This is a genomic window from Ruegeria sp. AD11(2025) (assembly GCF_056542405.1).
Window position 1 is genome coordinate 27,413 of the sequence record NZ_JBQFZU010000023.1, and the last position, 25,832, is coordinate 53,244.

The following is a 25,832-nucleotide window of genomic DNA, read 5'->3' on the forward strand; positions in this document are numbered from 1 at the left end:
AATCCGGGCGGCAGATCAAGTTCGCGTCATTATTTCGCACCTGAAACGCTATCGGCGCGACGCTTCTAGAATGCAGCTAAAAACCTGCAATAGCTGGACAGTCAGAAAATTATCCTTACAAAATCAGGATTACTTTTGACCGCTCAGACCGGAGTATCGCACTTGTCCCTATTCCTCATCGCGGCCCTTCCCTTCCTCGGAGCTGTTTTTCCAGCCCTTCTGATCCGGGCAGGACGAAACGCAGCAGCATCAGCCGCCGGGCTGACGACATTTCTGGCGCTTATGGGGCTGTTGATTCACATCCCGTCGGTCATGCGCGGAGATGTCGTTACGGCGCGGTTCGAGTGGATACCAGCGTTGGGACTGAACGCGAATTTCATGCTAGACGGTCTGGGGTTCCTGTTTGCCCTGCTGATCCTGGGGATCGGATTGCTGATCATCCTCTATGCCCGGTTCTACCTGTCGCGCGAGGACCCGATGGGGCAGTTCTATACCTATCTGCTGCTGTTTCAGGGCGCGATGGTCGGGATTGTCCTTTCTGACAACATCCTTCTTCTGCTTATATTCTGGGAGCTTACGTCGCTTAGCTCATTCCTGCTAATCGGCTATTGGAAGCACCTGCCCGAAGGTCGTCAGGGCGCACGGATGGCGCTGGCCGTTACCGGTTCCGGCGGGCTGGCGATGATTGCCGGGATGCTGATCCTTGGCAATATCGTGGGGTCTTATGACCTGAGCGTGATCTTGCAAAACAAGGAACTGATCCAGGCGTCGCCCTACTACATGCCGGCGCTGATCCTGATCCTGCTGGGCTGTTTCACCAAATCGGCGCAGTTCCCGTTTCACTTCTGGCTGCCGCACGCGATGGCCGCACCAACGCCGGTTTCGGCCTATCTGCACTCGGCCACGATGGTAAAGGCCGGGCTGTTCCTGATGGCGCGGATGTGGCCGGTTTTGGCGGGGACCGATGCCTGGTTCTATATCGTTGCGACAACAGGTCTTGTGACCATGTTGATCGGCGCCTGCATCGCGCTGTTCAAGGACGACCTCAAGGCGCTGTTGGCGTTTTCGACTGTGTCGCATCTGGGGCTGGTGACGATGCTGCTGGGCTTTGGCACCAAGATTGCCGCCGTGGCCGCTATCTTCCACATCATCAATCACGCGACTTTTAAATGTGCTCTGTTCATGACCGCCGGGATTGTGGATCACGAAACCGGAACCCGTGATATCAAGCGATTGGGCGGGCTTCGGCAACTGATGCCGATTACCTTTACCATCGGCACGATTGCCGCCCTGTCGATGGCGGGCCTGCCGCCGCTGAACGGGTTCCTGTCCAAGGAAATGATGCTGGAAGAGACAGTCCACACCACGTGGTTGAACTCGCATTATCTGGTTCCGGGGCTGGCGTTGCTGGCGGCGCTATTCTCGGCGGCCTATTCCTTCCGCTTTGTCAGCCATGTCTTCCTCGGCCCACAACGCACCGATTACCCGCACCACCCGCATGACCCACCTGTCGGGCTTTGGCTGGCTCCGGCTTTCCTTGTGGTGCTGGTTGTTTTGATCGGGCTGTACTCGGCGGCTATCGTCGGGCCTCTGGTCGCGGTTGTGTCCAGCGCTGTGATCGGTGGTGAGAAACTGCCCTATTACTCGCTGAAACTGTGGCACGGGTTCACGCCTGCGCTGTATATGTCTGTCGTGGCCACGCTGGGCGGTCTGTTCCTGCTGGGGCTGCACCGCCGGGGAGAGGCACTTTGGAATGCCCTGCCCCGCCCCGAGGCCAAGACGATCTTTGAAGCCGTGATCGGCGCCTTGACCACGCTCAGCCGGTGGGTCACCGACACGCTGCACAATGGTGTGATCAGCCGCTATGCAATCATCCTGATCGCTTTCACCGTCGGGCTTGGCTATTACGCCTATACAACCGGGACAATTGGTCCGGAAACGCGCGAACCGCTGCCTATACAGATCATCCCGTTCATCGGCTGGATTTGTTTGGTTGGTGCAACGCTGGCGATCATGTGGTTCCACCGCAATCGCTTGCTGTCGCTGGTGCTGATCGGTGTGGTCGGCCTGATCGTTTCGATGGCGTTTAACTATCTGTCGGCCCCGGATCTGGCGCTGACGCAGATCTCGGTCGAGGTGGTGACGATGATCCTGTTGCTGCTGTCGCTGAATTTCCTGCCCACGGATACGCCGTGGGACAGCAGCGCCGCACGGCGCTGGCGAGATGCAGCTATCTCGGTCGTGGCAGGTCTTGGCACCGGCGGCTTGATCTACGCGCTGATGCTGCGGGACTTTGCCTTCCCGACGATCTCGGAATTCCATCTGGCGAATTCGTATAAAGGCGGTGGCGGCACCAACGTGGTCAACGTGATCCTGGTGGACTTCCGGGGCTTTGATACCTTTGGCGAGATCATCGTTCTGGGCATAGCCGCACTGATCATCTTTGCCCTGACCGAGGCGGTTCTGGGCTCGAACGTCCGCGCCTATCTGCTGAACCGAAAACCGCACTGGCCGCAATCGGGGGATTCCCATCCGCTGATGATGGTGGTGGCGACCCGCGTGATGATGCCAATTGCCCTGATGGTCGGCGCCTACATCTTTTTCCGCGGACATAACCAGCCAGGTGGTGGGTTCATTGCCGGTCTGATCGTCGCGATCGCGTTCCTGATGCAATACATGGCCAGTGGCTATACATGGGCCATCGAACGGCAGAGGTTCTATTACCACGGAACTATCGGCTGGGGTATTCTGATCGCGGCAGCCACCGGGATTGGCGCCTGGTTCAACGAACGTCCATTCCTAACCAGCGATTTCGGTTACATCCATTGGCCGCCGCTGGAAGAGTTCGAATGGGCCACCGCTATCCTGTTTGACACCGGCGTGTTCCTTGCGGTTCTGGGCGCGGTGATGCTGGCGCTGGACAGCCTGTCGCGGTTCGCGTGGCAGCCGGGCATGGCACAGGAATTTCCGATGGATATCAACCCGCTGCGGGACGACCTGAAAGAAGAAGAAAAGAAGGAGCAGGCCTGATGGAAGCGCTCGTAGCCTCCGCCGTAGGCATCATGACCGCCGCCGGGATTTTCCTGATCCTGCGCCGCCGGACATTTCCCGTGATCCTGGGCCTGTCTCTCATCACCTACGCGGTGAACGTGTTCCTGTTCGCAACCGGACGGCTGGCACTGGATGCACCGGCCGTTCTGAACAAATACGAAGACGTTCCTTACACCGATCCCTTGCCGCAGGCGCTGGTGCTGACGGCCATCGTGATCTCGTTCGGGATGACAGCGGTGATCGTGATGATCGCGCTGTCCGCCTATCTGTCCTCGAAAGATGACCATATCGACATGACCGCGCGGGACAGCGTGGACGGCGCAGGAGAAGACGCATGAACCATTGGATCGTAGCGCCGATCGTCCTGCCCGCGATCCTGGCTCCATTCATCATCATGGTCCTGCGATACCACCTGGACCTGCAGCGCATCTTTTCAGTTGCTGGTGTGGTGGCGCTGCTTGGCATTGCCCTTACCATCACCGCGCAGGCCTCTGGCGGCGATATTCAGGTCTATGAACTTGGTGACTGGCCTGCGCCGTTCGGTATCGTGATGGTGCTGGATCGACTGTCTGCCATGATGGTTTTGCTGACCGCTCTGCTGGCCCTGCCTATTGTGCTCTATGCAATTGCGTCGGGTTGGGATGACAGAGGTAAGCACTTCCACGCGCTGTTTCATTTCCAGCTCATGGGCGTCTGCGGTGCGTTCCTGACCGGTGACGCGTTCAACCTGTTCGTGTTCTTCGAGGTCCTGCTGATCGCGTCCTACGGTCTGATGACACACGGTGGTGGTGCGGTGCGCCTGAAAGCAGGTGTGCAATATGTAGCCTATAACCTGCTGGGCTCGACCCTGTTCCTGTTTGCGCTTGGGACGCTTTATGGCGTGACCGGAACGCTGAACATGGCGGACATGGCGCTGCGCGTGGCCGAGCTTCCGGCTGATGACACAGCGCTGCTGCGTGTCGGGGCCGTTCTTTTGCTGCTGGTGTTCTGTATCAAGGCCGCCGTTCTGCCGCTGCATTTCTGGCTGCCCGCCAGCTATGCCAATGCGCCCCTGCCGGTGGCCGCCCTTTTTGCGATCATGACCAAGGTCGGGGCTTACTCGATCCTGCGGATGTACACGTTGGGCTTCGGCCCCGAGGTTGAGGCGACACAAGGACTGGTCGGCGCATGGCTGCAACCCGCAGCCTTGGTGACGCTGGCCGTTGGCACCGTCGGCATTCTCGGCACACAGCACATCGCGAGGATGGTCGCCTTTTGCGCCATCGCGTCGATGGGGACGCTGTTAATTGCCATTTCGCTGTTCACGGAAACCGCCACCGCTGCGGCGCTCTACTACATCTATCATTCAACCCTTGCGACGGCATTGCTGTTCCTTGTGGCCGATCTGGTTATGGAGCGTCAGGGCGGCTCCATCGAACCCAAGACACCCATGCCGCAGAGCGGTCTGATCTCGGCCCTGTTCTTTGTCGGTGCTATCGCGCTGGCGGGGATGCCGCCGCTGTCGGGCTTCATTGGCAAACTGCTGGTTCTGGACGCATCCCGCGACGCGCCGGATGCAAACGCGATCTGGGCGGTCGTTCTGATCGGGTCGTTTGTCACCATTGTCGGGCTCGCGCGCGCGGGTTCGCTGATTTTCTGGAAAAGCCACGACGCCCAACACAACCCTGCGCCCGAAGAAGATGAAGAGCCCCCCGCCCAACCCGCGCCCGAGCCAAACGCTGGGCTGGCCTTCTCGTCCGTCTTTGGGCTGGTGCTGGGCCTTGTCATGCTGACCCTGTTCGCAGGTCCAGCTCTGAATTATGCTGGCAAAACCGCTGAGCAGCTGTTCACACCCGAACACTACATCTCGGCCGTTCTGGGAGGAGAAGAATGATGAGACTTCTGCACCGGATTTTCCCGCACCCTCACCTGACCATCCTGCTGACAATTGTGTGGGTTCTGCTGGCCAACGAACCCTCGCTGAATTCGCTGGTCTTCGGCCTGATCCTTGGGATTATCATCCCGTTCGTCACCCAGCCCTATTGGCCCGACCGCCCCAAGCTGCGCAACTGGCCGATGGTGGTGGAATATATGCTGGTGGTGCTGTGGGATATCGTGATTGCCAATATCACGGTGGCAAAGATCATCCTGTTCAAACGCGATGCCGACCGGCAACCCAACTGGATTTGCGTTCCGCTGGAACTGCGCACACCCGAGGCAATCACGGTTTTGGCGGGAACCATCACGATGACCCCAGGCACGGTCAGCTCAGACCTGTCTGCACAAGGGCATAACCTGCTGGTTCACTGCCTGGATGCGCCCGACCCGGACGCGGTACGGGATCAGATTAAACAGCGATATGAACGTCGCCTGAAGGAGATTTTCGAATGATCGAGGTTGCGATCTGGTTTGCCTTCGCCTGTTTTGGAACGGCCATCATGCTATGCCTCTATCGGATCATCTCGGCCGAAGGCGTCGGCACCCGGGTTCTGGCGCTGGATACGATGGTGATCAACACCATCGCGTTGTTGATCCTTTACGGGCTGCACTTGGGCACCGAGATTTTCTTCGAGGCCGCGATGATCATCGCCATGCTTGGCTTTGTTTCAACCGTGGCCTATGCGCGCTTCATGCTGCGCGGCAATATCATCGAGTGAGGGCGACATGGAGTTCCTTTTCGAAATTCTGATCGCGTTCTTTCTGATCATCTCTGGTATCTTCGGCTTTGTCGGATCGTTCGGTATGATCAAACTGAAAGACCCGATGTCCCGCCTGCACGCGCCCACCAAGGCGACCACGCTGGGCGTGGGTGGTGTGTTGCTGGCGTCGATTTGCCACTCAGTCCTGATCGAGCAGCACCTGTCGCTGCACGAACTGCTGATCACACTTTTCCTGTTTCTGACCGCGCCGATCACGGCACTGTTCATTGCCAAATGGCACATTCACCGCCATGAAAAGCCCAACGATCTGCCGGACGCGGGCGAGGATGAACTATGGGCCACTCACGCGGTCGAGCAGGTCGAGGATGTCCCTGACCACACTGCGAATTAGTTCTCATGCATCACCCTCCGCTGCCCCTGACCCGTGATCTGGTTCTGATTGGCGGCGGGCATACCCATGCGCTGGTGCTGCGCAAATGGGGGATGAACCCGCTGCCCGGCGCACGGCTAACGGTAATCAACCCCGGTCCTACTGCGCCTTATTCCGGTATGCTGCCTGGCTATGTCGCCGGACACTATGACCGCCGGGAATTGGATATAGATCTGGTGCGCCTGGCCCGGTTTGCCCGTGCGCGCGTCATCCTTGCCCCGGTCGAAGGGATCGAAGTTGATCGGTGTCTGGTCCATGCACCCGGCCGCCCTCCGGTGGCGTTCGATGTGGCCTCGGTCAATGTGGGGATCACCTCGGACATGCCCGCCCTGCCCGGTTTTGCCGACCATGCGATCCCGGCCAAACCACTGGGGTCTTTCGCGGCGCGTTGGGCCACGTACCTGCAGGGCACCGGCCCCGCTTCAGTGGCAGTGATCGGCGGCGGTGTGGCGGGGGTGGAACTGGTGATGGCAATGGCTCACGCCTTGCGCGCCAAGGGCCGCGCCGCGCGGGTGACCCTGATCGACAACGCCCAAGCCCTGACTGCTACAAAGCCAAAGGCAAGCGCGACCATTCGGAAGGCAATGGCTGATCTGAACGTTGATCTGATCGAAAACACGCCCATTTCCCGCATCGAGGCCGATCATGTTGTTCTGGAGGATGGCCGTGAAATTCCGGCCGCGTTCGTGACCGGCGCCGCCGGTGCCCGTCCCTATGACTGGATCGCCCAAACGGGCCTTGATCTGCAGGACGGTTACATCCGCGTGAACGGGTTCCTGCAATCCAGCGACCCCGTGATCTTTGCCGCCGGGGATTGCGCCCATCTGTCGGAAAGCCCGCGCCCCAAGGCAGGGGTGTATGCGGTGCGAGAGGCTCCGGTCCTGTTCAACAATCTGCGCGCCGCTTTGGGTGCAGGACGGATGCGGCGGTACACACCGCAGAAAGACTATCTGAAGCTGATCTCTCTGGGCGGAAAATCCGCACTGGCCGAACGGTTGGGCACCTCTTTCAGCGGGCCTTTGATGTGGCGCTGGAAGAACCATATCGACCAGACTTTCATGAACAGGTTCCGCGACCTGCCCGAAATGGCGCGCCCTCCAATGCCGCGGTTTCACGCGGCCGGACTGCATGAGGCACTAGGTGAAAAACCCATGTGCGGCGGTTGTGGCGCAAAAGTCGGGCGCGGCGCGCTGCAGGCTGCACTGCGCGACCTGCCCGCGCCTGAGCGCGCAGATATCACCTCCCTGCCCGGAGACGACGCCGCATTGCTGACGACCGGTGAGGTGCAGCAGGTGATGACCTCGGACCATTTACGCGGTTTCACCTATGACCCGGCGCTGATGACCCGCATCGCCGCCGTTCACGCGCTTGGGGATATCTGGGCCATGGGTGCCAGCCCGCAAGCGGCAACGGCAACGATCATCCTGCCCCGCATGTCCCCCGAATTGCAGCAACGGACCATGGCCGAGATCATGACCGCCGCAACCGAGGTCATGCGCAAAGCCGGGGCTGAAATCGTGGGTGGCCACAGCTCAATGGGCGATGAGATGACCATCGGCTTCACCCTTACCGGCTTGTGCGAGACCGACCCGATCACCCTGGCGGGTGCCCATCCGGGCGACGCACTGATACTAACAAAACCTTTGGGCAGCGGCGTGTTGATGGCCGCCGAAATGGCAGGCAAGGCCCAGGGCGAATGGGTTGTCGATGCCTTCCGGCAGATGGTTCAACCGCAAGGAGAAGCCTCCCGCATTCTGGCAGGCGCTCATGCGATGACCGACGTGACGGGCTTTGGTTTGGCCGGGCATCTGCTGGGCATGTGCGAGGCTTCGGACTGCGGTGCAACTCTCGATCTGGAAGCAATTCCGCTGTTGGCCGGCGCGCTGGCGTTGAGCACCCAAGGCGTCCGGTCAACAATATTCGATGACAATCGGTCGATCGCTCCGGATTTGCCGTTTGGCGACAGGACCGACCTGTTGTTCGACCCGCAAACAGCCGGAGGGTTGCTGGCCGCCGTCGCGGCTGGCCAGGCGCCGGGGCTGTGCGAACAGCTGAGGCACGCGGGTTATCCGGCGGTCATCATCGGATACATGTCCGACACACCTGGCCTGCGCCTTCAAAGCTGATCCAGAATCCGTTCGATCCGCGCGGCCGCGTCGTTCAGACCCGCGCCGTCAAGCGCTGTCGCGTTTACCTTTGCAACAACCTCGACGCTGCTAACGCGGCTGGATTTGGCATAGGATGGGTCATAATGCTGTTCCATCAGCGCCCGTGTCAGCGCCTGTTTGTCGCCCGCGTCGATCAGGGAAAACCAACCATCCACAACCTCATGCCCCCGATGGAACCGCAGCGGAGAAAGCCGGTCGCGCAACCGCTCTGCATCCGACAGAATGTCGTCATAGGCGCGGGTCAGATAGGCGATGCGCGCCTCGATTGAGGCCTGGACCTGAATACGCGGCGCGTTGCGCAAAGCGGCCCATACGCTTGGTGGCAGGATCAACGAACCGATCTTGGAGGACTCGGCCTCAACCACAACCGGGCGCGCCGGATCGAGCCCGCACAGCGCAGCGGACAGAGCGGATTCGAACGCCTTCTGGCTGGGTTGCCCGCCTGGCATCTCGCCCAGCAATGAGCCGCGATGATTGGCCAGCCCTTCCAGGTCCAGAACCTGAACACCACGCGTTTCCAGACGGGCCAGAAGGTCGGTCTTGGCCGTGCCTGTGTAGCCGTCCAACGCGATCAGACGATGGGGTAAGGGGTCCTGGTACAGAAACCGGTTCACCAGACGACGATAAGTGCGATACCCGCCCTCGACCACCTCGGCCCGCCAGCCGATCTGTTGCAGCATCCAGGTGAAAGACCCCGACCGCTGCCCGCCCCGCCAGCAATAGACCAGAGATTTCCAGCCACCTTCGTGGTGTGACAGGCTGTGTTCGATGTGGTTGGCCGCGTTACGGAATACCAGCGCCGCGCCCAGCTTGCGGGCCAGAAAGGGGCTTTCCTGTACATAGATCGTCCCCACTCGCGCGCGTTCTTTATCGTCCAGAACCGGCAAGTTAATGGCACCGGGCAGATGATCTTCGGCGAATTCCGCCGGGCTGCGCACATCAATAACCGTATCGAAATCATGCGCGTAAAGGCTGGGCAGGTCGGTGAAGTTCAAAGCCATATCAAGGGTCTATCCTGCAAAGGCCGCATTGAAAAGGCGCGCCGTCATGCCGGGATCGGCTCGATCAGTTCGGACCCGCTGGCGCGGTTCGAATTCACCGCTGGATCGACACGGTAAAAGTCCAAAACACCCTCGGCGCCGGGTCGCAACAGACGCGCGGCCCCCTTCCCGGCCTCACCCAGCCACAGCGGCCAGTCATCGGGCTCAAGGATCAACGGCATCCGGTGGTGGATGGCACTGAGATGGGTGTTGGCGGGTGTCGTTACGATGGCACAGGTACCTTGCCGAGCCTCATCCTGCCCCCAGTCTTGCCAGACTCCGGCAAAGGCGATCGGCGCGCCATCCTTGCGGTGAATATACCAAGGCAGGCGCGTGCCCTGATCGGTCTTTGTCCATTCGTAGAATCCGGTCGCTGCGATCAGGCATCGCCGTTCGCGACAAGCCGCACGAAACGCAGGTTTTTCCGCCAACGTTTCGGCCCGCGCATTGATCAGCAGGGGTCCGGCGGTTTCGGTCTTGTACCAATGCGGCAGAAACCCCCAGCGTAGCGGGTCCAACCTGCGCCCGCTCTCTCCGGCGCGGACCACGTGCACCTGATTGGTCGGACAGACGTTGAAATTCGGCACCGCTGGCAGCGTGTTCGCCGGTCGCGCAGAAAACAGCTGCGCCATCGCATCATTGGGAAGGGTTATTGCAAACCGTCCGCACATGGGTAATGAACCATCATTAGTCGTTTCATACAGGCACAGGATGTCCCGGGGTCTCATGCAAAATCAAACAGCGAAAACCCTCAAAGGCAAGGCAGTGGCCGCTCTGGAGGCAGGCAAGCTGCAACAGGCGCTAAAAAAAGCTCAGCTCGGCGTCAAGAAATTCCCGAAGGATTCAGATTTCCACGCCATCTCGGGCTTTGTGCTGACCGAGATGGAACAGTACAAGAAATCCATCCCGCATTTTATTGAAGCGTCCCGAATGAAACCGGACGATCCGCAATTCGTGGAAAATTTGGCCAATGCTTTGATGCAGACCGGGCAGATCCCCAAAGCGCTGGATTATACAGAGCAAAAGCTGGAACAGTTCCCGAATAACAAAGAACTGAACCGCGTCCTGGATGAGATCCACCTTAAGGGCAGCAACTGGCGCATGATCATCGAACATGCGAGCAAGAAGCTGGCAAGCGAACCCGACGATGTGCATCTTCTGGCCAAGCGGGCCCGGGCCTACGCGAAGATCGGGTTTGTCGATGACAATTCGCGTGACATTTCCCGTGCCTATGAGCTGGATCCGAACAATTCCGTAATTGCATTCGACAAATCAGTGAACCTGCACCAGAGCGGTGACAAGAATGGTGCCCGAGACATCCTGCTGCGCATTCTGGAGACAAACCCAGAACATATTTCGGCGTTGCTGCAGCTTTCCACAATGGCCACCAAAGAGGAGGCTCCGGAATTGCTTGAGGCCGTCGAAACCGCCATCAGCAACAGAGACGGTGATCATTTGGAGCTTGAATTCGCCAAGGCGCATCTGATCTCAAAAATGGATGGCCTGGACGCGGCCATGCCACAGTTCCTGCGGGCCAACGCGATACAGCATGAGAGCAACCCCTACGACGCGGACGCCGAAGAGAAAAAACTGGAGCGGATCACCGGACTTTTCCCCGCCGGTATCGGTATACCTGACTCTGGGCTAAGCGATACACCGGTTCCGGTCTTTGTTATCGGACAACCCCGATCGGGCACCACGTTGATGGAAATGATGCTGAGTTCGGCCCCTGATATTGCCGGGTGCGGGGAACTGACGCTGGGCGGCGATCTGTCCCGTGAATTCGTAAAAAATGATCAGAGCTTCGATGCGGCAAACTTCGCCGAATTTGCCTGTCAGTTCCGCAAACTGATGCCACCGGTCCCTGACGGATCTGTCGCCTTTGTCGACAAGTTGCCGCACAACTACCAGAATGTTGGTTTCCTGTTGTCCGCCTTCCCCAACGCGAAAGTAATTAACATGCTGCGAGACCCCCGTGACGTCGGGCTGTCCAAATGGATCAGGCGGTTCCCGGCAGGTGGAATGCGCTATGCCTCGAATCTTTCGGCCATTGCACACTCGGCGAATTTGTACCGCCGCTATATGGCCCATTGGGATGCCGTGTTCGGAGACCGCATTCTGACCGTTCCTTACGAAAAGCTGGTCGCCGATCCGAAAAGCTATAGCCAACAGGTCGCTACATTCTGCGGTATTGAATGGCATGAAACGATGATGCGCCCAGAGGAAAACAAAAAGCAGGTCAGAACTGCCAGTATCGATCAGGTCCGCAACAAGATCTCGACCAAATCGGTCGGTGGATGGCAGAGCGTGTCCAAACACCTGCAACCCATGCTGGACGGTTTCGACCCGGCGCTCTGGCCTGAATATGACCTCGGTTGAGCAAGCCGTAAAAACAAAGGCCGCATCGGGCGATGCGGCCTTTTTGATTACAGGGGCACAAGATTATTTCTGCTTGATGCGCCCGTCCAGATAAGGCTGATACGGCGCGTTCTCGGCGAGGTATTCCGCCGTTACATCGGCCAGATCAGGACCAAAATCGTAGGCGTTCTTGTCGTCACCTTCGAACATGGAATAACCGTCACCGCCGTTGCGGACATAGTTGTTGGTGACCACCAGATAAGTGGCAGCGGGATCAATCGGAACGAAACCATCCCCCTCGGCGACCATCACCTCGGTGATCCGCCCTTCGTTCGGCGCAACCGACGGGTCCCAGGTGAAGGTCAGGCCCGCGACCTGCGGGAAGCGGCCCTTGACCTCTTCGACCTGACTGACGCCGTTTTCCAGCGCGTCGATGACCGTCTGACCACTGATCTCAAAGGTTGAAAGCGTGTTCTGGAAGGGCAGCACGGTCAGCACCTCACCCATAGTCACCTCACCAGGATCGATCGAGGCCCGCAACCCGCCCGAGTTGGCAATCGCGATCTGCGCGCCCTGATCGGCAACCCTTGCCAGCATGGCGTCAGCAACCAGATTGCCCATCTCACATTCCTGCACACGGCAGACCGCTCGGTCGCCCTGGATAGCGTCAGCAGAATTGGCAACAACGCGCTTTTTCATCTCTTCAATCGGGGCGCCCATTTCGGCAACACGCGCAGCGATGTCTGCATCCGGTTCAACCGAAGCATCCAGCAAAATGGGTTCGCCTTCAGCCGAAATCAGGTTGCCGTCGTCGTCAAAAGTCAGCGTGACGTCGCCCAGATATTTGGAATAGGCATAGGCCTGAACAACCGGCACATCGCCGACCATCAACGGGTATGAACCCGCCGCGCCTTCCTGCGTGTTGGACAGCAATGTGTGGGAATGCCCACCGATCACCAGATCAAGGCCGGGCACCTTCTCGGCAATCTCGATATCCTTTGCCAGACCAACATGGTTCAGCGCGATGATGATATCGACGCCTTCGGCCTGCAGCGCCTCGACATCGGCGGTCAGGCTGTCGATTTCATCCTGAAAGACCACGTCCTTGCCGGGGCTGGAAGTATCTACCGTGTCCGTTGCCAGAGCAGAGACGATGCCGATCTTCTGACCTCCAACTTCAAGCACAAGATGGTTTTCAACCTTTCCGTTCAACTCGGCCGAGGACGAAAGATCGAGGTTGCCCGAAATGACCGGAAAGCTGACGGCGTCGATGAACGCAGCCAGACCTTCGGGGCCATCGTCGAATTCGTGGTTGCCGACCGCCATGGCGTCATAGCCGATAGCCTCCATAAATTCGGCTTCGGCCGCGCCTTTGTAGGTTGTATAGAACAGCGATCCCTGAAACGGGTCACCGGCATCCAGCAACAGCACATTCTGATCCGCCAGTTCATCCCGCTTGGTGTCCACTATGGTTTTCAGCCGGGCAACACCGCCAAAGCATTTGCCTTCGGCTTCGTCCTCGGCGTCGCAGGTCGAGTCGTATTTGTTGATCGACTCGATACGGCTGTGAAGGTCATTTGTGTGCAGAATCGTCAGCTTATACTCCGCCGCGGCCATACCTGCGGTCAGGCCCAGAACGGCCACTGACGCCAGAAAATGGGTGAACATATTGATACTCCCTGTATTTGTTTGCCGCGATGGTGCGCTCAGCGACAAGAAGAGTCAAAGGGGGAAATCCGGCTTGATTCTGCCTGTTCCGCGGGGCATCACCTCCTCATGCTGATTTACAAGATTTTCCGGGCCGATGAATGGGCTATTTTGCAGGATCAGGGGGCCACTAAAGGCGCACCGATTGATGTTGCCGACGGCTTTGTCCATTTCTCGACCGCCGAACAAGCCGCCGAGACCGCAGTCAAACATTTTGCCAAGGCCGAGGGGCTGACCCTGCTGGCCTGCGACGCGGATGCGATGGGCAGCGACCTGAAATGGGAGGTATCGCGCGGCGGCGCCTTGTTTCCGCATCTCTACCGCCAAATTCGCATGACGGATGTGGTCTGGTCGCGCGCCCTGCCCTTTGACGGGCAGGCGCACCAGTTCCCGGCAGAGATGGTATGACCGCGTTCATCGACCCCGACCGTGCCCAGTTTGAGGCGTTCAAGGCACTGGACCGCAATCATCCGATCGAGATGTTGAACCTTTTGAAGTTTCGTGCGCAGGCGGTCTACCCCGCTGGGCACGAACTGGCCAAGGCCGGGCTGACCGGCGCGCAGGCCTATCGCAACTATGGGGTCGAGACCGCCCCGATCATTGCACGGCTGGGGGCGTCGATCCTGTGGCGTGGCGCGTATCAGACCACCCTGATCGGTCCGCAAGATGAGGTATGGGATGAAGTGTTCATCGCCCGATATCCATCGGCACACGCGTTCCTTGAAATGGTGACGGACCCGGTTTACCAAGCGGCGGTCATACATCGACAAGCGGCGGTTGAAACCTCGCGCCTGATCCGATGCGCACCGGCAAATGGCGGAGAGACTTTCGGATGAAATTGACAGAGAAACTAGGGCTTGCCGTCCTCCACAAGTTGGACCCGGAAGCCGCCCATGGCATGTCGATCAAGGCGTTGCGGGCCGGTCTGGCCCCTATGCCGGGACCGGTAACATCGCCCCGGCTGAAAACCCAAGTAGCCGGCCTGGATCTGCCCAACCCAGTAGGACTGGCCGCGGGATTCGACAAGAACGGAGAGGTTCTGACCCCTCTCTCTCGCACTGGTTTTGGTTTCATCGAAGTAGGCGCAGTCACGCCGCGCCCGCAGCCCGGCAACCCGAAGCCCCGTCTGTTCCGACTGTCCGAAGACAAAGCCGCCATCAACCGCTTTGGCTTCAACAACGAAGGCATGGAAGCCATGGCAAGCCGCCTAGCGGAGCGCCCCAAGGACGCAGTGATCGGCCTGAACCTTGGCGCGAACAAGGACAGTGACGACCGGCCCGGCGACTTTGCCAAGGTTCTCGCCCATTGCGCGGCGTATCTGGATTTTGCCACGGTCAATGTTTCGTCCCCCAACACTGAAAAGCTGCGGGATTTGCAGGGTAAGGCGGCGCTTGGCGCGCTGCTGGGAGGCGTGATCGAAACGCGCAATACGCTGTCGCACCCAATCCCGGTTTTCCTGAAGATCGCGCCCGACCTGACCGAAGCGGAATTGCGGGACATCGCCGAAGTCGCCTCAGAAACCCGCGTGGACGCGGTGATCGCAACCAACACCACCCTGTCCCGTGACGGGTTGCGCAGCGACCACAAGGGGGAAGCTGGCGGGTTGTCAGGCGCACCCTTGTTCGAGAAATCGACGCGGGTTCTGGCCCGGCTCGGCCAACTGACCGAGGGAAGTATCCCCTTGATCGGCGTGGGCGGCATCAGCAATTCGGAACAGGCCTACGCCAAGATTTGTGCCGGGGCCTCTGCCGTGCAGTTATATACGGCGCTTGTCTATGGCGGGATATCTCTGGCCGCTGAGATTGCACAGGGCTTGGATGAATTGCTGGCGCGAGACGGGTTCAACTCTGTCACGCAAGCCGTTGGAAGTAAAAGAAAGGACTGGCTGTGATCGCATATTGGCACAACCCGCGCTGTTCGAAATCCCGCGCCGGGCTGGCGTTGCTGGAAGAGAACGGCGCGCAAGTCGAAATTCGCAAATACCTTGAGGACGCGCCTTCGGCGGACGAGCTTCGCAGCGTGCTGGATCAGCTGGGCATTGATGCCATCGACATGATGCGGACGGGTGAAAAGCGGTTCAAAGAGTTGGGTCTGACCAAGGACACGCCTGCAGATGACCTGATCACCGCCATGGCCGAAAGCCCGATCCTGATCGAGCGCCCTCTGGCCATTGCAGGCGACAAGGCGGCCATCGGGCGCCCGCCCGAAAACCTGCTTACGCTGCTTTAAGCCACCTGCGCCTCCAACCGGGGATAACGCCAGCCCAGCGTAATGCCGCGCGCGATATTCAGAACCATCAGCGCGGCCCACAGTCCGTGATTGCCCAGCGTCGGCACAAGAATGAACAGCGCGCCGACATAGATTACGACCGACTGAAGCATCGCATTGCGCATGGCGCGGGTCCATGTGGCCCCAATATAGATGCCGTCGAACATCCAGCTCGCCACTCCGATCGCCGGGGCCAGAGCGGCCCATATCAGATAGTCCCGTGCGGCGCCCCGCACTTCGGGCGAAGTGGTCATCAGGTCGATCAGGGTCGGTCCGGCCAGGTAGAATACAGTACCCAGAGCAAAAGCTCCGCCCACGCCCCATTGCGACGCCATGATCGACGCACGGCGGACCTGATACCGGTCGCGCGCGCCCACGGCGCTTCCGACCAGGGCCTCGGCCGAGAAGGCAAAGCCGTCCAAAGCAAAGGCGGTGATTTCAAGAAACTGCAACAACACCTGATTGGCCGCTAGATTCACATCGCCCAGATCGGAGCCGACAAACAGAAAGGTAGTGAACGCTCCGGTCAGCAGGACCGAGCGGATCATAATGTCCGTGTTCACCTGCATCATCCGCCGCAGCCGGGCCGCATCGAATATGCGCGGCCAGTCGCACCACTGGCTTCCCTGAAACGCGCCGCGGCACAGCCAAAGACCCAGTGCCAACCCGGTCCATTCGGCGATCAGAGTGGCGATGGCGACACCTTCAACGCCCCAGCCAAGTCCAAGCACGAACCACAGATCCAGCAAGATGTTCAGCCCATTCATCCAGACCTGCAGGATGAACACGCCGCGCGTTCGCTCGACCGCGATCAGCCAGCCTGTTACCGCATAGAGGGCAATTGTCGCCGGTGCGCCCCATATGCGTATTTGCAGATAATCCCGCGTCAGCGCTTCGACTTCGGGGCTGGCGGGTGACAGGGCGAATGCCCCCCAGAACACCCAGATCTGCGTGACTATAAAAAACAGCCCCGCCGCACCGCCCAGCAGCAGACCGCGCATCAGCAATGCGCCGGTCTCAGCAGTGTCCCCGGCCCCCCGTGCCTGCGCGGCAAGGCCGGTGGTGCCCATGCGCAGGAAGCCGAAGATCCAGTAGATTGTCGCCAGAATAACCGCGCCCATGCCAACTGCGCCGATGGGGGCCGCCTGCCCCATCTGTCCGACCACACCGGTATCGACAGCCCCCAGAATGGGCACCGTGGCATTGGACAGTACGATCGGAACCGCGATCTTCAACACCCGTTTATGGGTGAGTGGCGCCGAGGCGGTTTGCACGGTGTTCTACCCGGCGACCGGTTTGGATTGCGGCATCAGGAAATGCCCCGTCGCCTGCGCAATCGGGCGCGCGTGATTGTCCTGCCATGCCTCGACCCGGACCGAGGCGTAACGCCGGCCAGAGCGGCTGACAAAGGCGCGCGCATAGGCGTCGCGCGGCAGGCCCGAGCGCAGGTAATCCACCGTGAAATCTACGGTTTTGGGAAACCGCACCGAGTCGGCCTTGAATAGTTCCTCCGCTTCTATCTCGCCACTTTCGATCTTGGGAAAGAAATACTCCCAACTCAGCGTAATAACGGCCGTAACCTCAAGGAATGCAGCCGTAACCCCGCCATGCAGCGCGGGCAGCAGAGGGTTGCCGATCAGCTTGTCGTCGAAATTCAACACTCCGGTCAGTTCGTCACCGCGCCGGTCGAAAGTGATATTCAGGAACCGGATATACGGCACGCCTTCGACAATTGCGTTCAGGGCCGCATCGCGGCGTTGTTTGACCACCTGCATCGGTTCGGGACGGGGCCGCGCCATCACAGACCCTCCACCGTAAAGGAACCTGCGGCGGTTGCCACCGGCAGGTCCTGATTCTCGTCCATCGCTGTGGCCCGAACAAAGGCAACATTGCGGGTGATGTGATAGCAGGTGGCATGGGCGGTGATGCTCTGCCCCGGTGTCGCGGCGCGCATATAGTCGATCCTTAAATCAATCGTGGCAGTCCCTCCGGGCGCCGACGGGTGACACATGACGGCCGCACCGCAGCAGGTATCCAACGCGGCAAATACCGCGCCACCATGGATGACACCGGTTCTGGGGTCTCCGACCAGATCGGCGTTATACGGCATGGAAATCGCGGCCTCACCATCGCTGATTGTAGTCAGCTTGAGCCCAAGCGCTTTGGCGTGTGGAATCGCCTCGATGAACCGGCGCGCAATTTCTACTTTGTCGACCATGCGTGGTGCCCCCCTAATTTCCTTCTTTATGAGCCTGTGCCTTGCAAAAGAGCAAGACCGCCTGTTGCGCTTGCCGCCACGACGGCCTAGTTTGCAGCCAAGGAGATCGAAAATGACTGACAACCGTTTGTCATTAAACGAGATGTGCGAAGAGTTCGACGTAACCAAGCGCACCTTGCGTTACTACGAGTATATCGAGCTTTTGCAGCCGGAACGCGAAGGCCGCAGCCGGTATTACGGTCCCCGTGAATGCGCCCGGATGAAGCTGATCATGCGCGGTCGCCTGTTTGGATTCTCGCTGGAAGAGATTCGCCAGTGGCTGTTGATCTATGAAGATCAGGGTAATCAGGCGCAGATGGCCGAGTTCGTGAAACTGGCTGACCGGCAGATGCCCGAACTGCAGAAGCAGCGGCAGCAGCTGGATGAGGCGATGGACGAACTTCAGCGTCTGCGTAACCAGACCGCCAAATCGCTGCGCTGAACATACTCACTTCCTTTGCTGATACCTGAAGCCCGCGCATTGCAGCCTTGCGCTGGCCCGTTGTGGTTCAGTGTCAGATAGCCAACGCCCTCTCCCGGCTGAAATTCCGTTACGTCAATTCCAAAAACCTGCGCATCAGGCACCTTGACGCGAAAGGATGCTACGTCAACTTTCAATGTGACGTAGCGTTTGCATTACGTGAACGTCATCTACGTGTTGTAACGTGCGCATCGACTGCGCACCTGACTTTTTTAGACGCCAGTGACGAGAGTGCTGAAACCATGACCGAAGACCTGATGACCATCCGTGAAATGTGCGAGACCTACGATGTCACGCCGCGCACATTGCGTTTTTACGAGGCAAAGGAACTTTTGTTCCCGATCCGCGAGGGCCAGAAACGCCTGTTCACCAAACGGGACCGGGCGCGCCTGAAACTAATCCTGCGCGGCAAGCGTTTCGGCTTCAGCCTGGAAGAGATCCGGCAATTGCTGGATCTGTACCATGTGGGTGACCAACAAATGACCCAGATGATCCGTACGATTGAAATCGCACGTGAACGCCTGTCGGACATGGAAGCCCGCCGCGAAGAGCTGACGCAAGCCATTGACGATCTGAAAGAACAGCTGCGCTGGGGCGAGAAAGTCATCGCCTCAATAAACAACGAGAAAAAAGCCGCCGGGTAACCCCAGCGGCTCAATCCCCGGACATCTGAATTTAAGGGAGCTTCAAATGCCCGTCTACAACGCGCCGACCAAAGACACTCAGTTCATTCTGCACAATGTACTGAAAGTCTCGGAATCCGATATTCCAGGCTATAGCGAACTGGAGGCCGAGTTTACCGGCGCGGTTCTGGAAGAAGCCGGCAAGGTTGCCACCAACGTTCTGCATCCGCTTAACGTGGTCGGCGACACCGAAGGATGCCGGTTGGAAAACGGCATCGTCTACACCCCCACTGGATTCAAGGATGCTTTCGAGCAGATGAAGGAAGGCGGCTGGACTGGTCTGGACATGCCGGAAGAGTATGGCGGCCAGAACATGCCGTACGTACTGGGAACCGCTGTGGGCGAGATGTTCTCGGGCGCAAACCAGGCATTCGTGATGTATCAGGGCCTGACCCACGGCGCGGCCTCGGCCATTCTGGCGCACGGCACCGAAGAGCAGAAGAACACCTATCTGCCCAACATGGTCAGCTGTGAATGGACCGGCACCATGAACCTGACCGAACCGCATTGCGGCACCGATCTGGGCCTGATGCGCACCAAGGCGGAACCACAGGGTGACGGCAGCTTCAAGATTTCGGGACAGAAGATCTTTATCTCGTCCGGTGATCACGACATGGCCGACAACATCATCCATCTGGTGCTGGCCAAGATCCCCGGTGGCCCCGAGGGCATCAAGGGCGTATCGCTGTTCATCGTGCCAAAGTTCATCGTCAATGAAGACGGTACGCCAGGCGAACGCAACGGCGTTTCGGTCGGCAAGATCGAAGAAAAAATGGGCATTCACGGCAACTCGACCTGTGTCATGAACTATGACGAAGCCACCGGCTGGCTGTTGGGCGAAGAGCACAAAGGCATGCGCGCCATGTTCACCATGATGAACGAAGCGCGTCTGGGTGTGGGGATGCAGGGCCTGTCGCAGGCCGAGGCCGCGTTCCAGAACGCTCTGGAATATGCCAAGGACCGTCTGCAGGGCCGCGATGTAACCGGTGTGAAGAACCCAGACGGCCCGGCCGATCCGCTGATCGTACACCCGGACATCCGCCGCAACCTGATGGATCAGAAAAGCTTCACCGAAGGCGCACGTGCGTTCATCCTGTGGGGCGCGACCATGATCGACAAGGCACACCGCTCGGGTGACAAGGACGCAGACGGGCTGATCTCGCTGCTGACCCCGGTCATCAAGGGCTTCCTGACTGATCAGGGTTATGACATGACCGTTCAGGCGCAACAGATCTACGGCGGCCACGGCTACATCGAAGAATGGGGCATGTCGCAATACACCCGCGACGCCCGGATCGCGATGATCTACGAAGGTGCGAACGGTGTGCAGGCACTGGACCTTGTGGGCCGGAAACTGGCACAGGATGGCGGTAAGCACGTCATGGCCTTCTTCGACATGGTCAAAACCTTCTGCAAGGAAAACAGCGGCAAGGACGAAGCCTATGACAAGGCCTTCATCGAACCGCTGAAAGCCGCGTCCAAGGATCTGCAGGCAGCTGGAATGTACTTCATGCAGGAAGGTATGAAGAACCCGAACAACGCACTGTCCGGCTCTTATGACTTCATGCACATGTTCGGCCACGTCTGCCTGGGGCTGATGTGGGCACAGATGGCCAAGGCCGCGCAGGACGCGCTGGACGATGGTGCGTCGGACAAAGAATTCTACGAAACCAAGATCAACACGGGCCGATTCTACATGGCACGTCGCCTGCCTGCCACGGCAATGCACCTGGCCCGCATCCAGACCGGAGCGGACACGGTCATGGCTCTGGAGGCCGCGAACTTCTGATCAATCTCCGGTTTCGGGGCCCCGCCCCGGAACCGGCTTTTCGGAGGAGACACAATGCCAAAACGCTTTCGCCTGACCCGTCGCATTCCGGTCGCCATGACCGAGGACGGTTACCGCAGGCTCAGGGCTTTTGCCCGCGATGCCGGGCTGGACGAAGGCGAAGCACTGTCGTTTCTGTTCGAGAACTTCAACAGCGTCATAGATGAGGAGAACCTGACGCGCCGGCTACGAGAATTCAATACCGAGCTTGAGGCGCGCAAACGCTGACGGCTTTATTCGCACCCGTTTTGGGCGTGCGTGTTTTCAGAAAGACGAACCTCATATCGACCAGACCGGTTCGGCTTTCTCGAAATACGCAGATTGCGGCACTGCACCATGCGCCTTGGGAGGGGCGATCGCATGACCATAAAACTTCACTGTTTCGGCGAGAGCGGAAATTCTTACAAGGCCGCACTGGCGCTGGAAATGTCCGGGCTGGACTGGGAACCGGTCTTTGTCGATTTCTTCAATGGTGAGACACGCACGCCCGAATACCGCGCCGAGGTCAACGAGATGGGTGAAGCCCCCGTCATGATCGACGGCGATTTTCGCACCACACAATCCGGAGCGATCCAAGCCTATGTAACCGAGAAATCGGGCAAGTTCGGCGGCAAGGATCGGGACGAGAATTACGATATTTTCCGCTGGGTACTGTGGGACAATCACAAGCTCAGCTCGGTGGCAGGGTTGACCCGTTTCCTGATCCACTTCTTGCCCGAAAAGCACCGCAACCCGGATGTCATCGCTTTCAATCAAGGGCGCTTGAAGGCGGCCTATGAAACTCTGAACAACCACCTTGAAGGCCGCGATTGGATCATCGGAGACGGCGTGACTAACGCCGATCTCAGCTGCTGCGGCTACCTCTACTACCCCGAACCATTCGGCTTTGACCGGGGCGACTGGCCCCATATCGACGCTTGGCTGTCTCGCCTCAGCGAACAGCCCGGCTGGAAACACCCATATGACCTGATGCCCGGCAAACCGTCGGATCGAGCTTAAGGAGAAGACCCATGACCGAAGCTTACATTTATGATGCCCTGCGCACGCCGCGCGGAAAGGGCCGCAAGGATGGCAGCCTGCACGAGGTAACCTCGGTGCGCCTGTCCGCCCTGACCCTGAACGCGATGAAAGAGCGCAACAACCTCGAAGGCCACGCCGTCGAGGACGTGATCTGGGGCAACGTTACGCAGGTGATGGAGCAAGGCGGCTGTCTGGCACGTTCCGCGGTTCTGGCCTCCGAACTCGATCAGTCGATCCCTGGCCTGGCCATCAACCGTTTCTGTGCCTCGGGTATGGAAGCCGTGAACCTGGCGGCAAATCAAGTCAAAGGCGGCGCAGGCGAAGCCTATATCGCCGGTGGTGTCGAAATGATGGGCCGCGTGGCCATGGGCAGCGACGGTGCCGCGATTGCTGTCGATCCCACGCTGGCGATGGACACCTATTTCGTTCCGCAAGGTATCTCGGCCGACATCATCGCGACCGAGTATGGTTTCAGCCGGGATGACGCAGACGCGCTGGCGGTGGAATCCCAGAGACGCGCGGCAGAGGCTTGGGAAGACAACCGGTTCGAAAAATCGGTCATCACCATCAAGGATCAGAACGGCCTGACCATTCTGGACCGCGACGAATACATGCGCCCCGGCACCGACATGCAGAGCCTTGGATCTCTGAACCCGTCCTTCGCGATGATGGGTGAGCAGATGCCGGGCTTCGACAAGGTGGCAATGCTAAAATACCCGCACCTTGAGCGGATCAACCATATCCACCACGCGGGCAACAGCTCGGGCATTGTGGACGGTGCCGCCGCTGTTCTGATCGGCAACAAGGAATTCGGTGAGAAATACGGCCTGAAACCGCGCGCCCGGATCAAAGCGACCGCCAAGATCGGCACTGACCCGACTATCATGCTGACCGGCCCGGTTCCGGTGACCGAGAAGATCCTCGCCGACAACGGTATGAAGATCAGCGATCTGGACCTGTTCGAAGTGAACGAAGCCTTCGCCTCGGTAGTTTTGCGCTTCCAACAAGCATTCGAAGTCGATCCCGCGCTGGTCAACGTCAACGGCGGTTCGATCGCGATGGGGCACCCGCTCGGCGCGACCGGTGCGATGATCATCGGCACGCTGCTGGATGAGCTTGAGCGTCAGGACAAGGAAACCGGTCTGGCCACGCTCTGCATCGCCTCCGGTATGGGTGCGGCAACCATTATCGAGCGGGTCTGATGCCCAAGCTGGATCTCTCTCAGATCCCGTTCAAGGGTGGCTCGGCCTATCCCGGCAAGCTGGCCGAGGCGACCGCAGGTCGTTTCGTGCAGCGCGTCGGTGATGCGGGCGGGCTGACCCAATACGGGGTCAATATCGTGCGGCTGGAACCGCAGGGCCTGTCTTCGCTGCGTCACTACCACATGGAGCAGGACGAGTTCGCCATCATGCTCAGCGGCAAATGCGTGCTGATCGACGACGATGGCGAGCATGAGATGCAGCCCGGCGACTGCGCCGCTTGGCCAGCAGGTGAGGCCAACGGCCATCACCTTGTGAACAAAACCGATGCGCCCGCGACCTTTCTGGTGGTGGGCACACGGACCCCGACCGAGACCGGCTATTACAGCGACATAGACATGATGGTGAAGGATGATGAGAACGGATTCGCCTTCACCCGCAAGGACGGCAGCCCGCTGACGGCTGACCAGATTGGAGATGACAATGACTGATTTCACTCTGACCAAAGACGCGGACGGCGTCGCCTTTGTTACCTGGGACGCTCAGGGCAAATCCATGAACGTGATGACCCGCGAAGCGTTTGAACTTGTCAGCACGCTGGTTGACCAGGCGTTGGAAGATGACGAAATCAAAGGTGTCGTCATTACCAGTGGCAAAGAAGGTTCCTTCGCTGGCGGCATGGACCTGAACACGCTGGCCACTATCCGGCAGGAAGCAGGTGATGAGCCGGCACAGGCGCTGTTCGACTTCGTCATGGGTGGCCACCACATCCTGCGTAAGCTGGAATTGGCGGGCATGGACCCCAAGACCAAGAAAGGCGGCAAGCCGGTGGCCTGCGCCATCAACGGCACCTGCGCAGGGATCGGAACCGAGATAGCGCTGGCCTGTCACCACCGCGTCATGACTTCGAACCCCAAGGCCAAGATCGGTCTGCCGGAAATCATGCTTGGCATCTTCCCCGGCGGCGGCGGCACCATGCGTTTCAGCCGTATGGTTGGCGCGATGGCAGCGGCCCCGGTCCTGCTGGAAGGCAAGATGATGGACCCGGCCAAGGCCAAGGGCGCACAGCTGATCGACGCCGTGGCGGACGATCCGGTTGCGGCGGCGAAAGAGTGGGTTCTGAACGCCAAAGACGCTGATCTGGTCAAACCTTGGGACGCCAAGGGCTACAAGATGCCCGGCGGTGCGCCCTATCACCCTGCCGGTTTCATGACCTTCGTCGGCGCCAATGCAATGGTGAACGGCAAGACCCAAGGCGCTTTCCCGGCGGCCAAAGCCCTGCTGAGTTCAATCTACGAAGGTGCATTGGTAGATTTCGACACTGCTCTGCGGATCGAAGCGCGCTGGTTCACCAATATTCTGATGAACCCCTCCTCGTCGGCAATGATCCGCTCGCTGTTCCTGAACAAGGAAGCATTGGAGAAAGGCGCGGTGCGCCCCAAGGACGTGCCAGATCAGCGGGTCAAAAAGGTTGGCGTTCTGGGTGCGGGCATGATGGGGGCCGGCATTGCACTGGTCTCGGCGCAGGCCGGAATGGAAGTGGTTCTGGTCGACCGCGATCAGGAAGCTGCCGACAAAGGTAAGGCCTATACCGAGACCTATCTGGACAAGGGTATGAAGCGCGGCAAGGTCACGGCCGAAAAGAAGGAAGCCATGCTGGCCCGCATCACCGCGACGCCCGATCTGGAGCACCTAAAAGGCTGCGATCTGATCATCGAAGCCGTGTTCGAAGATCCAGGCGTGAAAGCAGAGATGACCCAAAAGGTCGAGGCTATCATCCCCGAGGATTGCATTTTTGCTTCGAACACCTCGACCCTGCCGATCACCGATCTGGCCAAAGCATCCGCACGGCCTGAGCAGTTCATCGGCATCCACTTCTTCTCACCGGTTGAGAAGATGTTCCTGGTCGAGATCATCAAGGGCAAGGAAACTGGTGATCGTGCCGTGGCCAAGGCGCTGGACTATGTCCGTCAGATCAAGAAGACGCCAATCGTGGTCAACGATGCTCGGTTCTTCTACGCCAACCGCTGTATCATCCCCTATATCAATGAAGGTGTGCGGATGATCGCCGAAGGTGTGAACCCGGTGCTGATCGACAATGCCGCGCGTCAACTGGGGTTCCCGGTGGGGCCGATCCAGCTGACCGATGAGACCTCGATTGATCTTGGGGCCAAGATTGCCCGCGCGACCAAAGCAGCGATGGGCGATGCTTACCCGGAAAGCCCCTCGGATGATCTGATCTTCTGGATGGAGGAACTGGGCCGTCTGGGCCGCAAGGCCAATGCGGGTTTCTTCGACTATGACGAAAAGGGCAAGCGCACCGAATACTGGAAAGGCCTGCAGGAGAAATACCCGCATGCCGAGGACCAGCCCGACTTGATCGAAGTACAGGAACGCCTGATGTTCGCGCAGGTTCTGGAAGCGGTCCGGGCGCTGGAGGAAGGCGTTCTGGAAGACATCCGCGAAGGCGACGTAGGCGCGATCCTTGGCTGGGGCTTTGCACCTTGGTCGGGCGGCCCGCTGAGCTGGCTGGACATCATCGGCACGCCTTACGCGGCCGAGCGTTGCGATCAACTGACCGAAGCTTACGGTGAACGTTTCGCCTGCCCGCCACTGCTGCGTGAGATGGCCGAAAAGGGCCAGAGCTTCTACAGTCGCTTCGCACCCGAAGCCAAGGCTGCCTAAACAAAAACGCTGGCGCAT

The 25,832-nt window shown here is 59.3% G+C and carries 26 protein-coding genes; 20 read left to right on the forward strand and 6 right to left on the reverse strand.

Annotated elements, in window-relative coordinates; all coding sequences use genetic code 11:
• Positions 1-162: 162 nt before the first annotated feature.
• Genes ACR1XY_RS18445 through selD form a run of 7 tightly spaced genes read left to right on the forward strand, consistent with a single transcriptional unit; the run spans position 163 to position 8,246 of the window.
• Complete coding sequence (locus ACR1XY_RS18445; protein ID WP_480595381.1) at positions 163-3,030, forward strand: monovalent cation/H+ antiporter subunit A; 2,868 nt, start codon at positions 163-165, stop codon at positions 3,028-3,030.
• Positions 3,030-3,389 (forward strand): Na+/H+ antiporter subunit C, encoded by a 360-nt coding sequence (locus ACR1XY_RS18450; protein ID WP_480595382.1) that lies wholly within the window; start codon positions 3,030-3,032, stop codon positions 3,387-3,389. The genes ACR1XY_RS18445 and ACR1XY_RS18450 overlap by 1 nt, the downstream gene beginning before the upstream one ends.
• Positions 3,386-4,924 carry a monovalent cation/H+ antiporter subunit D gene (locus tag ACR1XY_RS18455; protein WP_480595383.1) on the forward strand — a complete coding sequence of 513 codons (1,539 nt, stop codon included), beginning with the start codon at positions 3,386-3,388 and terminating at the stop codon, positions 4,922-4,924. The genes ACR1XY_RS18450 and ACR1XY_RS18455 overlap by 4 nt, the downstream gene beginning before the upstream one ends.
• Positions 4,924-5,421 carry a Na+/H+ antiporter subunit E gene (locus tag ACR1XY_RS18460; RefSeq protein ID WP_170400266.1) on the forward strand — a complete coding sequence of 166 codons (498 nt, stop codon included), beginning with the start codon at positions 4,924-4,926 and terminating at the stop codon, positions 5,419-5,421. The genes ACR1XY_RS18455 and ACR1XY_RS18460 overlap by 1 nt, the downstream gene beginning before the upstream one ends.
• Entirely contained in the window at positions 5,418-5,687 is a 270-nt protein-coding gene (locus ACR1XY_RS18465; RefSeq protein WP_480595384.1) for a K+/H+ antiporter subunit F, read from the forward strand. Before ACR1XY_RS18460 ends, ACR1XY_RS18465 begins: the two co-directional genes overlap by 4 nt.
• A gap of 7 nt (positions 5,688-5,694) precedes the next feature.
• Positions 5,695-6,081: a Na+/H+ antiporter subunit G gene (locus ACR1XY_RS18470; protein WP_480595385.1), complete on the forward strand. Its 387-nt coding sequence runs from the start codon at positions 5,695-5,697 to the stop codon at positions 6,079-6,081.
• Positions 6,082-6,086: 5 nt separating this feature from the next.
• Positions 6,087-8,246, forward strand: coding sequence for a selenide, water dikinase SelD (gene selD / locus ACR1XY_RS18475; RefSeq protein ID WP_480595386.1), 2,160 nt, complete (start codon positions 6,087-6,089; stop codon positions 8,244-8,246).
• Here the strand turns inward: selD and mnmH are convergent.
• Positions 8,237-9,289 carry a tRNA 2-selenouridine(34) synthase MnmH gene (gene mnmH / locus ACR1XY_RS18480; protein WP_480595387.1) on the reverse strand — a complete coding sequence of 351 codons (1,053 nt, stop codon included), beginning with the start codon at positions 9,287-9,289 and terminating at the stop codon, positions 8,237-8,239. The genes selD and mnmH overlap by 10 nt on opposite strands.
• Positions 9,290-9,333: 44 nt before the next feature.
• Positions 9,334-9,999 carry an SOS response-associated peptidase gene (locus ACR1XY_RS18485; RefSeq protein WP_480595388.1) on the reverse strand — a complete coding sequence of 222 codons (666 nt, stop codon included), beginning with the start codon at positions 9,997-9,999 and terminating at the stop codon, positions 9,334-9,336.
• A gap of 55 nt (positions 10,000-10,054) precedes the next feature.
• Here ACR1XY_RS18485 and ACR1XY_RS18490 point away from each other — a divergent pair, with 55 nt between their 5' ends.
• A complete protein-coding gene (locus tag ACR1XY_RS18490; RefSeq protein ID WP_480595389.1) occupies positions 10,055-11,707 on the forward strand; it encodes a tetratricopeptide repeat-containing sulfotransferase family protein in 1,653 nt (550 codons plus the stop codon).
• Between the two features lie 63 nt (positions 11,708-11,770).
• Here ACR1XY_RS18490 and ACR1XY_RS18495 read toward each other — a convergent pair whose 3' ends face one another.
• Entirely contained in the window at positions 11,771-13,354 is a 1,584-nt protein-coding gene (locus ACR1XY_RS18495; RefSeq protein ID WP_480595390.1) for a bifunctional metallophosphatase/5'-nucleotidase, read from the reverse strand.
• Positions 13,355-13,462: 108 nt separating this feature from the next.
• Between ACR1XY_RS18495 and ACR1XY_RS18500 the strand changes: the two genes are divergently transcribed.
• The 4 genes from ACR1XY_RS18500 to arsC are packed head-to-tail and all read left to right on the forward strand — an operon-like array spanning position 13,463 to position 15,622.
• A complete protein-coding gene (locus tag ACR1XY_RS18500; protein WP_480595391.1) occupies positions 13,463-13,801 on the forward strand; it encodes a DUF952 domain-containing protein in 339 nt (112 codons plus the stop codon).
• Complete coding sequence (locus tag ACR1XY_RS18505; protein ID WP_480595392.1) at positions 13,798-14,229, forward strand: DUF1330 domain-containing protein; 432 nt, start codon at positions 13,798-13,800, stop codon at positions 14,227-14,229. Before ACR1XY_RS18500 ends, ACR1XY_RS18505 begins: the two co-directional genes overlap by 4 nt.
• On the forward strand, positions 14,226-15,284 hold the full coding sequence (locus tag ACR1XY_RS18510) for a quinone-dependent dihydroorotate dehydrogenase (protein ID WP_480595393.1): 1,059 nt from the start codon (positions 14,226-14,228) through the stop codon (positions 15,282-15,284). The genes ACR1XY_RS18505 and ACR1XY_RS18510 overlap by 4 nt, the downstream gene beginning before the upstream one ends.
• Positions 15,281-15,622 carry an arsenate reductase (glutaredoxin) gene (arsC, locus tag ACR1XY_RS18515; RefSeq protein WP_480595394.1) on the forward strand — a complete coding sequence of 114 codons (342 nt, stop codon included), beginning with the start codon at positions 15,281-15,283 and terminating at the stop codon, positions 15,620-15,622. Before ACR1XY_RS18510 ends, arsC begins: the two co-directional genes overlap by 4 nt.
• On the opposite strand, the gene ACR1XY_RS18520 is transcribed toward arsC, so the two are convergent.
• From ACR1XY_RS18520 to ACR1XY_RS18530, 3 genes are read right to left on the reverse strand one after another with little or no spacing between them, the layout of a single operon-like run.
• Complete coding sequence (locus ACR1XY_RS18520; protein ID WP_480595395.1) at positions 15,619-16,935, reverse strand: MATE family efflux transporter; 1,317 nt, start codon at positions 16,933-16,935, stop codon at positions 15,619-15,621. The genes arsC and ACR1XY_RS18520 overlap by 4 nt on opposite strands.
• A gap of 6 nt (positions 16,936-16,941) precedes the next feature.
• The gene (locus ACR1XY_RS18525; protein ID WP_480595396.1) at positions 16,942-17,460 is read right to left on the reverse strand and encodes a PaaI family thioesterase; all 519 of its coding nucleotides are present in this window, start codon (positions 17,458-17,460) and stop codon (positions 16,942-16,944) included.
• On the reverse strand, positions 17,460-17,879 hold the full coding sequence (locus ACR1XY_RS18530; protein WP_170325473.1) for a PaaI family thioesterase: 420 nt from the start codon (positions 17,877-17,879) through the stop codon (positions 17,460-17,462). Before ACR1XY_RS18530 ends, ACR1XY_RS18525 begins: the two co-directional genes overlap by 1 nt.
• Positions 17,880-17,991: 112 nt before the next feature.
• Between ACR1XY_RS18530 and ACR1XY_RS18535 the strand changes: the two genes are divergently transcribed.
• The 8 genes from ACR1XY_RS18535 to ACR1XY_RS18570 all read left to right on the forward strand — a co-directional run bounded on the left by ACR1XY_RS18535 (position 17,992) and on the right by ACR1XY_RS18570 (position 25,814).
• On the forward strand, positions 17,992-18,360 hold the full coding sequence (locus tag ACR1XY_RS18535) for a MerR family transcriptional regulator (RefSeq protein ID WP_480595397.1): 369 nt from the start codon (positions 17,992-17,994) through the stop codon (positions 18,358-18,360).
• A gap of 281 nt (positions 18,361-18,641) precedes the next feature.
• A complete protein-coding gene (locus tag ACR1XY_RS18540; RefSeq protein ID WP_480595398.1) occupies positions 18,642-19,043 on the forward strand; it encodes a MerR family transcriptional regulator in 402 nt (133 codons plus the stop codon).
• 46 nt (positions 19,044-19,089) lie between these two features.
• Positions 19,090-20,871 carry an acyl-CoA dehydrogenase C-terminal domain-containing protein gene (locus ACR1XY_RS18545; protein WP_480595399.1) on the forward strand — a complete coding sequence of 594 codons (1,782 nt, stop codon included), beginning with the start codon at positions 19,090-19,092 and terminating at the stop codon, positions 20,869-20,871.
• 54 nt (positions 20,872-20,925) lie between these two features.
• Entirely contained in the window at positions 20,926-21,138 is a 213-nt protein-coding gene (locus ACR1XY_RS18550) for a hypothetical protein (RefSeq protein WP_480595400.1), read from the forward strand.
• A gap of 132 nt (positions 21,139-21,270) precedes the next feature.
• Positions 21,271-21,909, forward strand: coding sequence for a glutathione S-transferase family protein (locus ACR1XY_RS18555; protein WP_480595401.1), 639 nt, complete (start codon positions 21,271-21,273; stop codon positions 21,907-21,909).
• An 11-nt stretch (positions 21,910-21,920) separates the two neighbouring features.
• Complete coding sequence (locus tag ACR1XY_RS18560; RefSeq protein ID WP_480595402.1) at positions 21,921-23,132, forward strand: acetyl-CoA C-acetyltransferase; 1,212 nt, start codon at positions 21,921-21,923, stop codon at positions 23,130-23,132.
• The gene (locus ACR1XY_RS18565; RefSeq protein WP_480595403.1) at positions 23,132-23,620 is read left to right on the forward strand and encodes a cupin domain-containing protein; all 489 of its coding nucleotides are present in this window, start codon (positions 23,132-23,134) and stop codon (positions 23,618-23,620) included. The genes ACR1XY_RS18560 and ACR1XY_RS18565 overlap by 1 nt, the downstream gene beginning before the upstream one ends.
• Entirely contained in the window at positions 23,613-25,814 is a 2,202-nt protein-coding gene (locus tag ACR1XY_RS18570) for a 3-hydroxyacyl-CoA dehydrogenase NAD-binding domain-containing protein (protein WP_480595404.1), read from the forward strand. The genes ACR1XY_RS18565 and ACR1XY_RS18570 overlap by 8 nt, the downstream gene beginning before the upstream one ends.
• Positions 25,815-25,832: the final 18 nt, after the last annotated feature.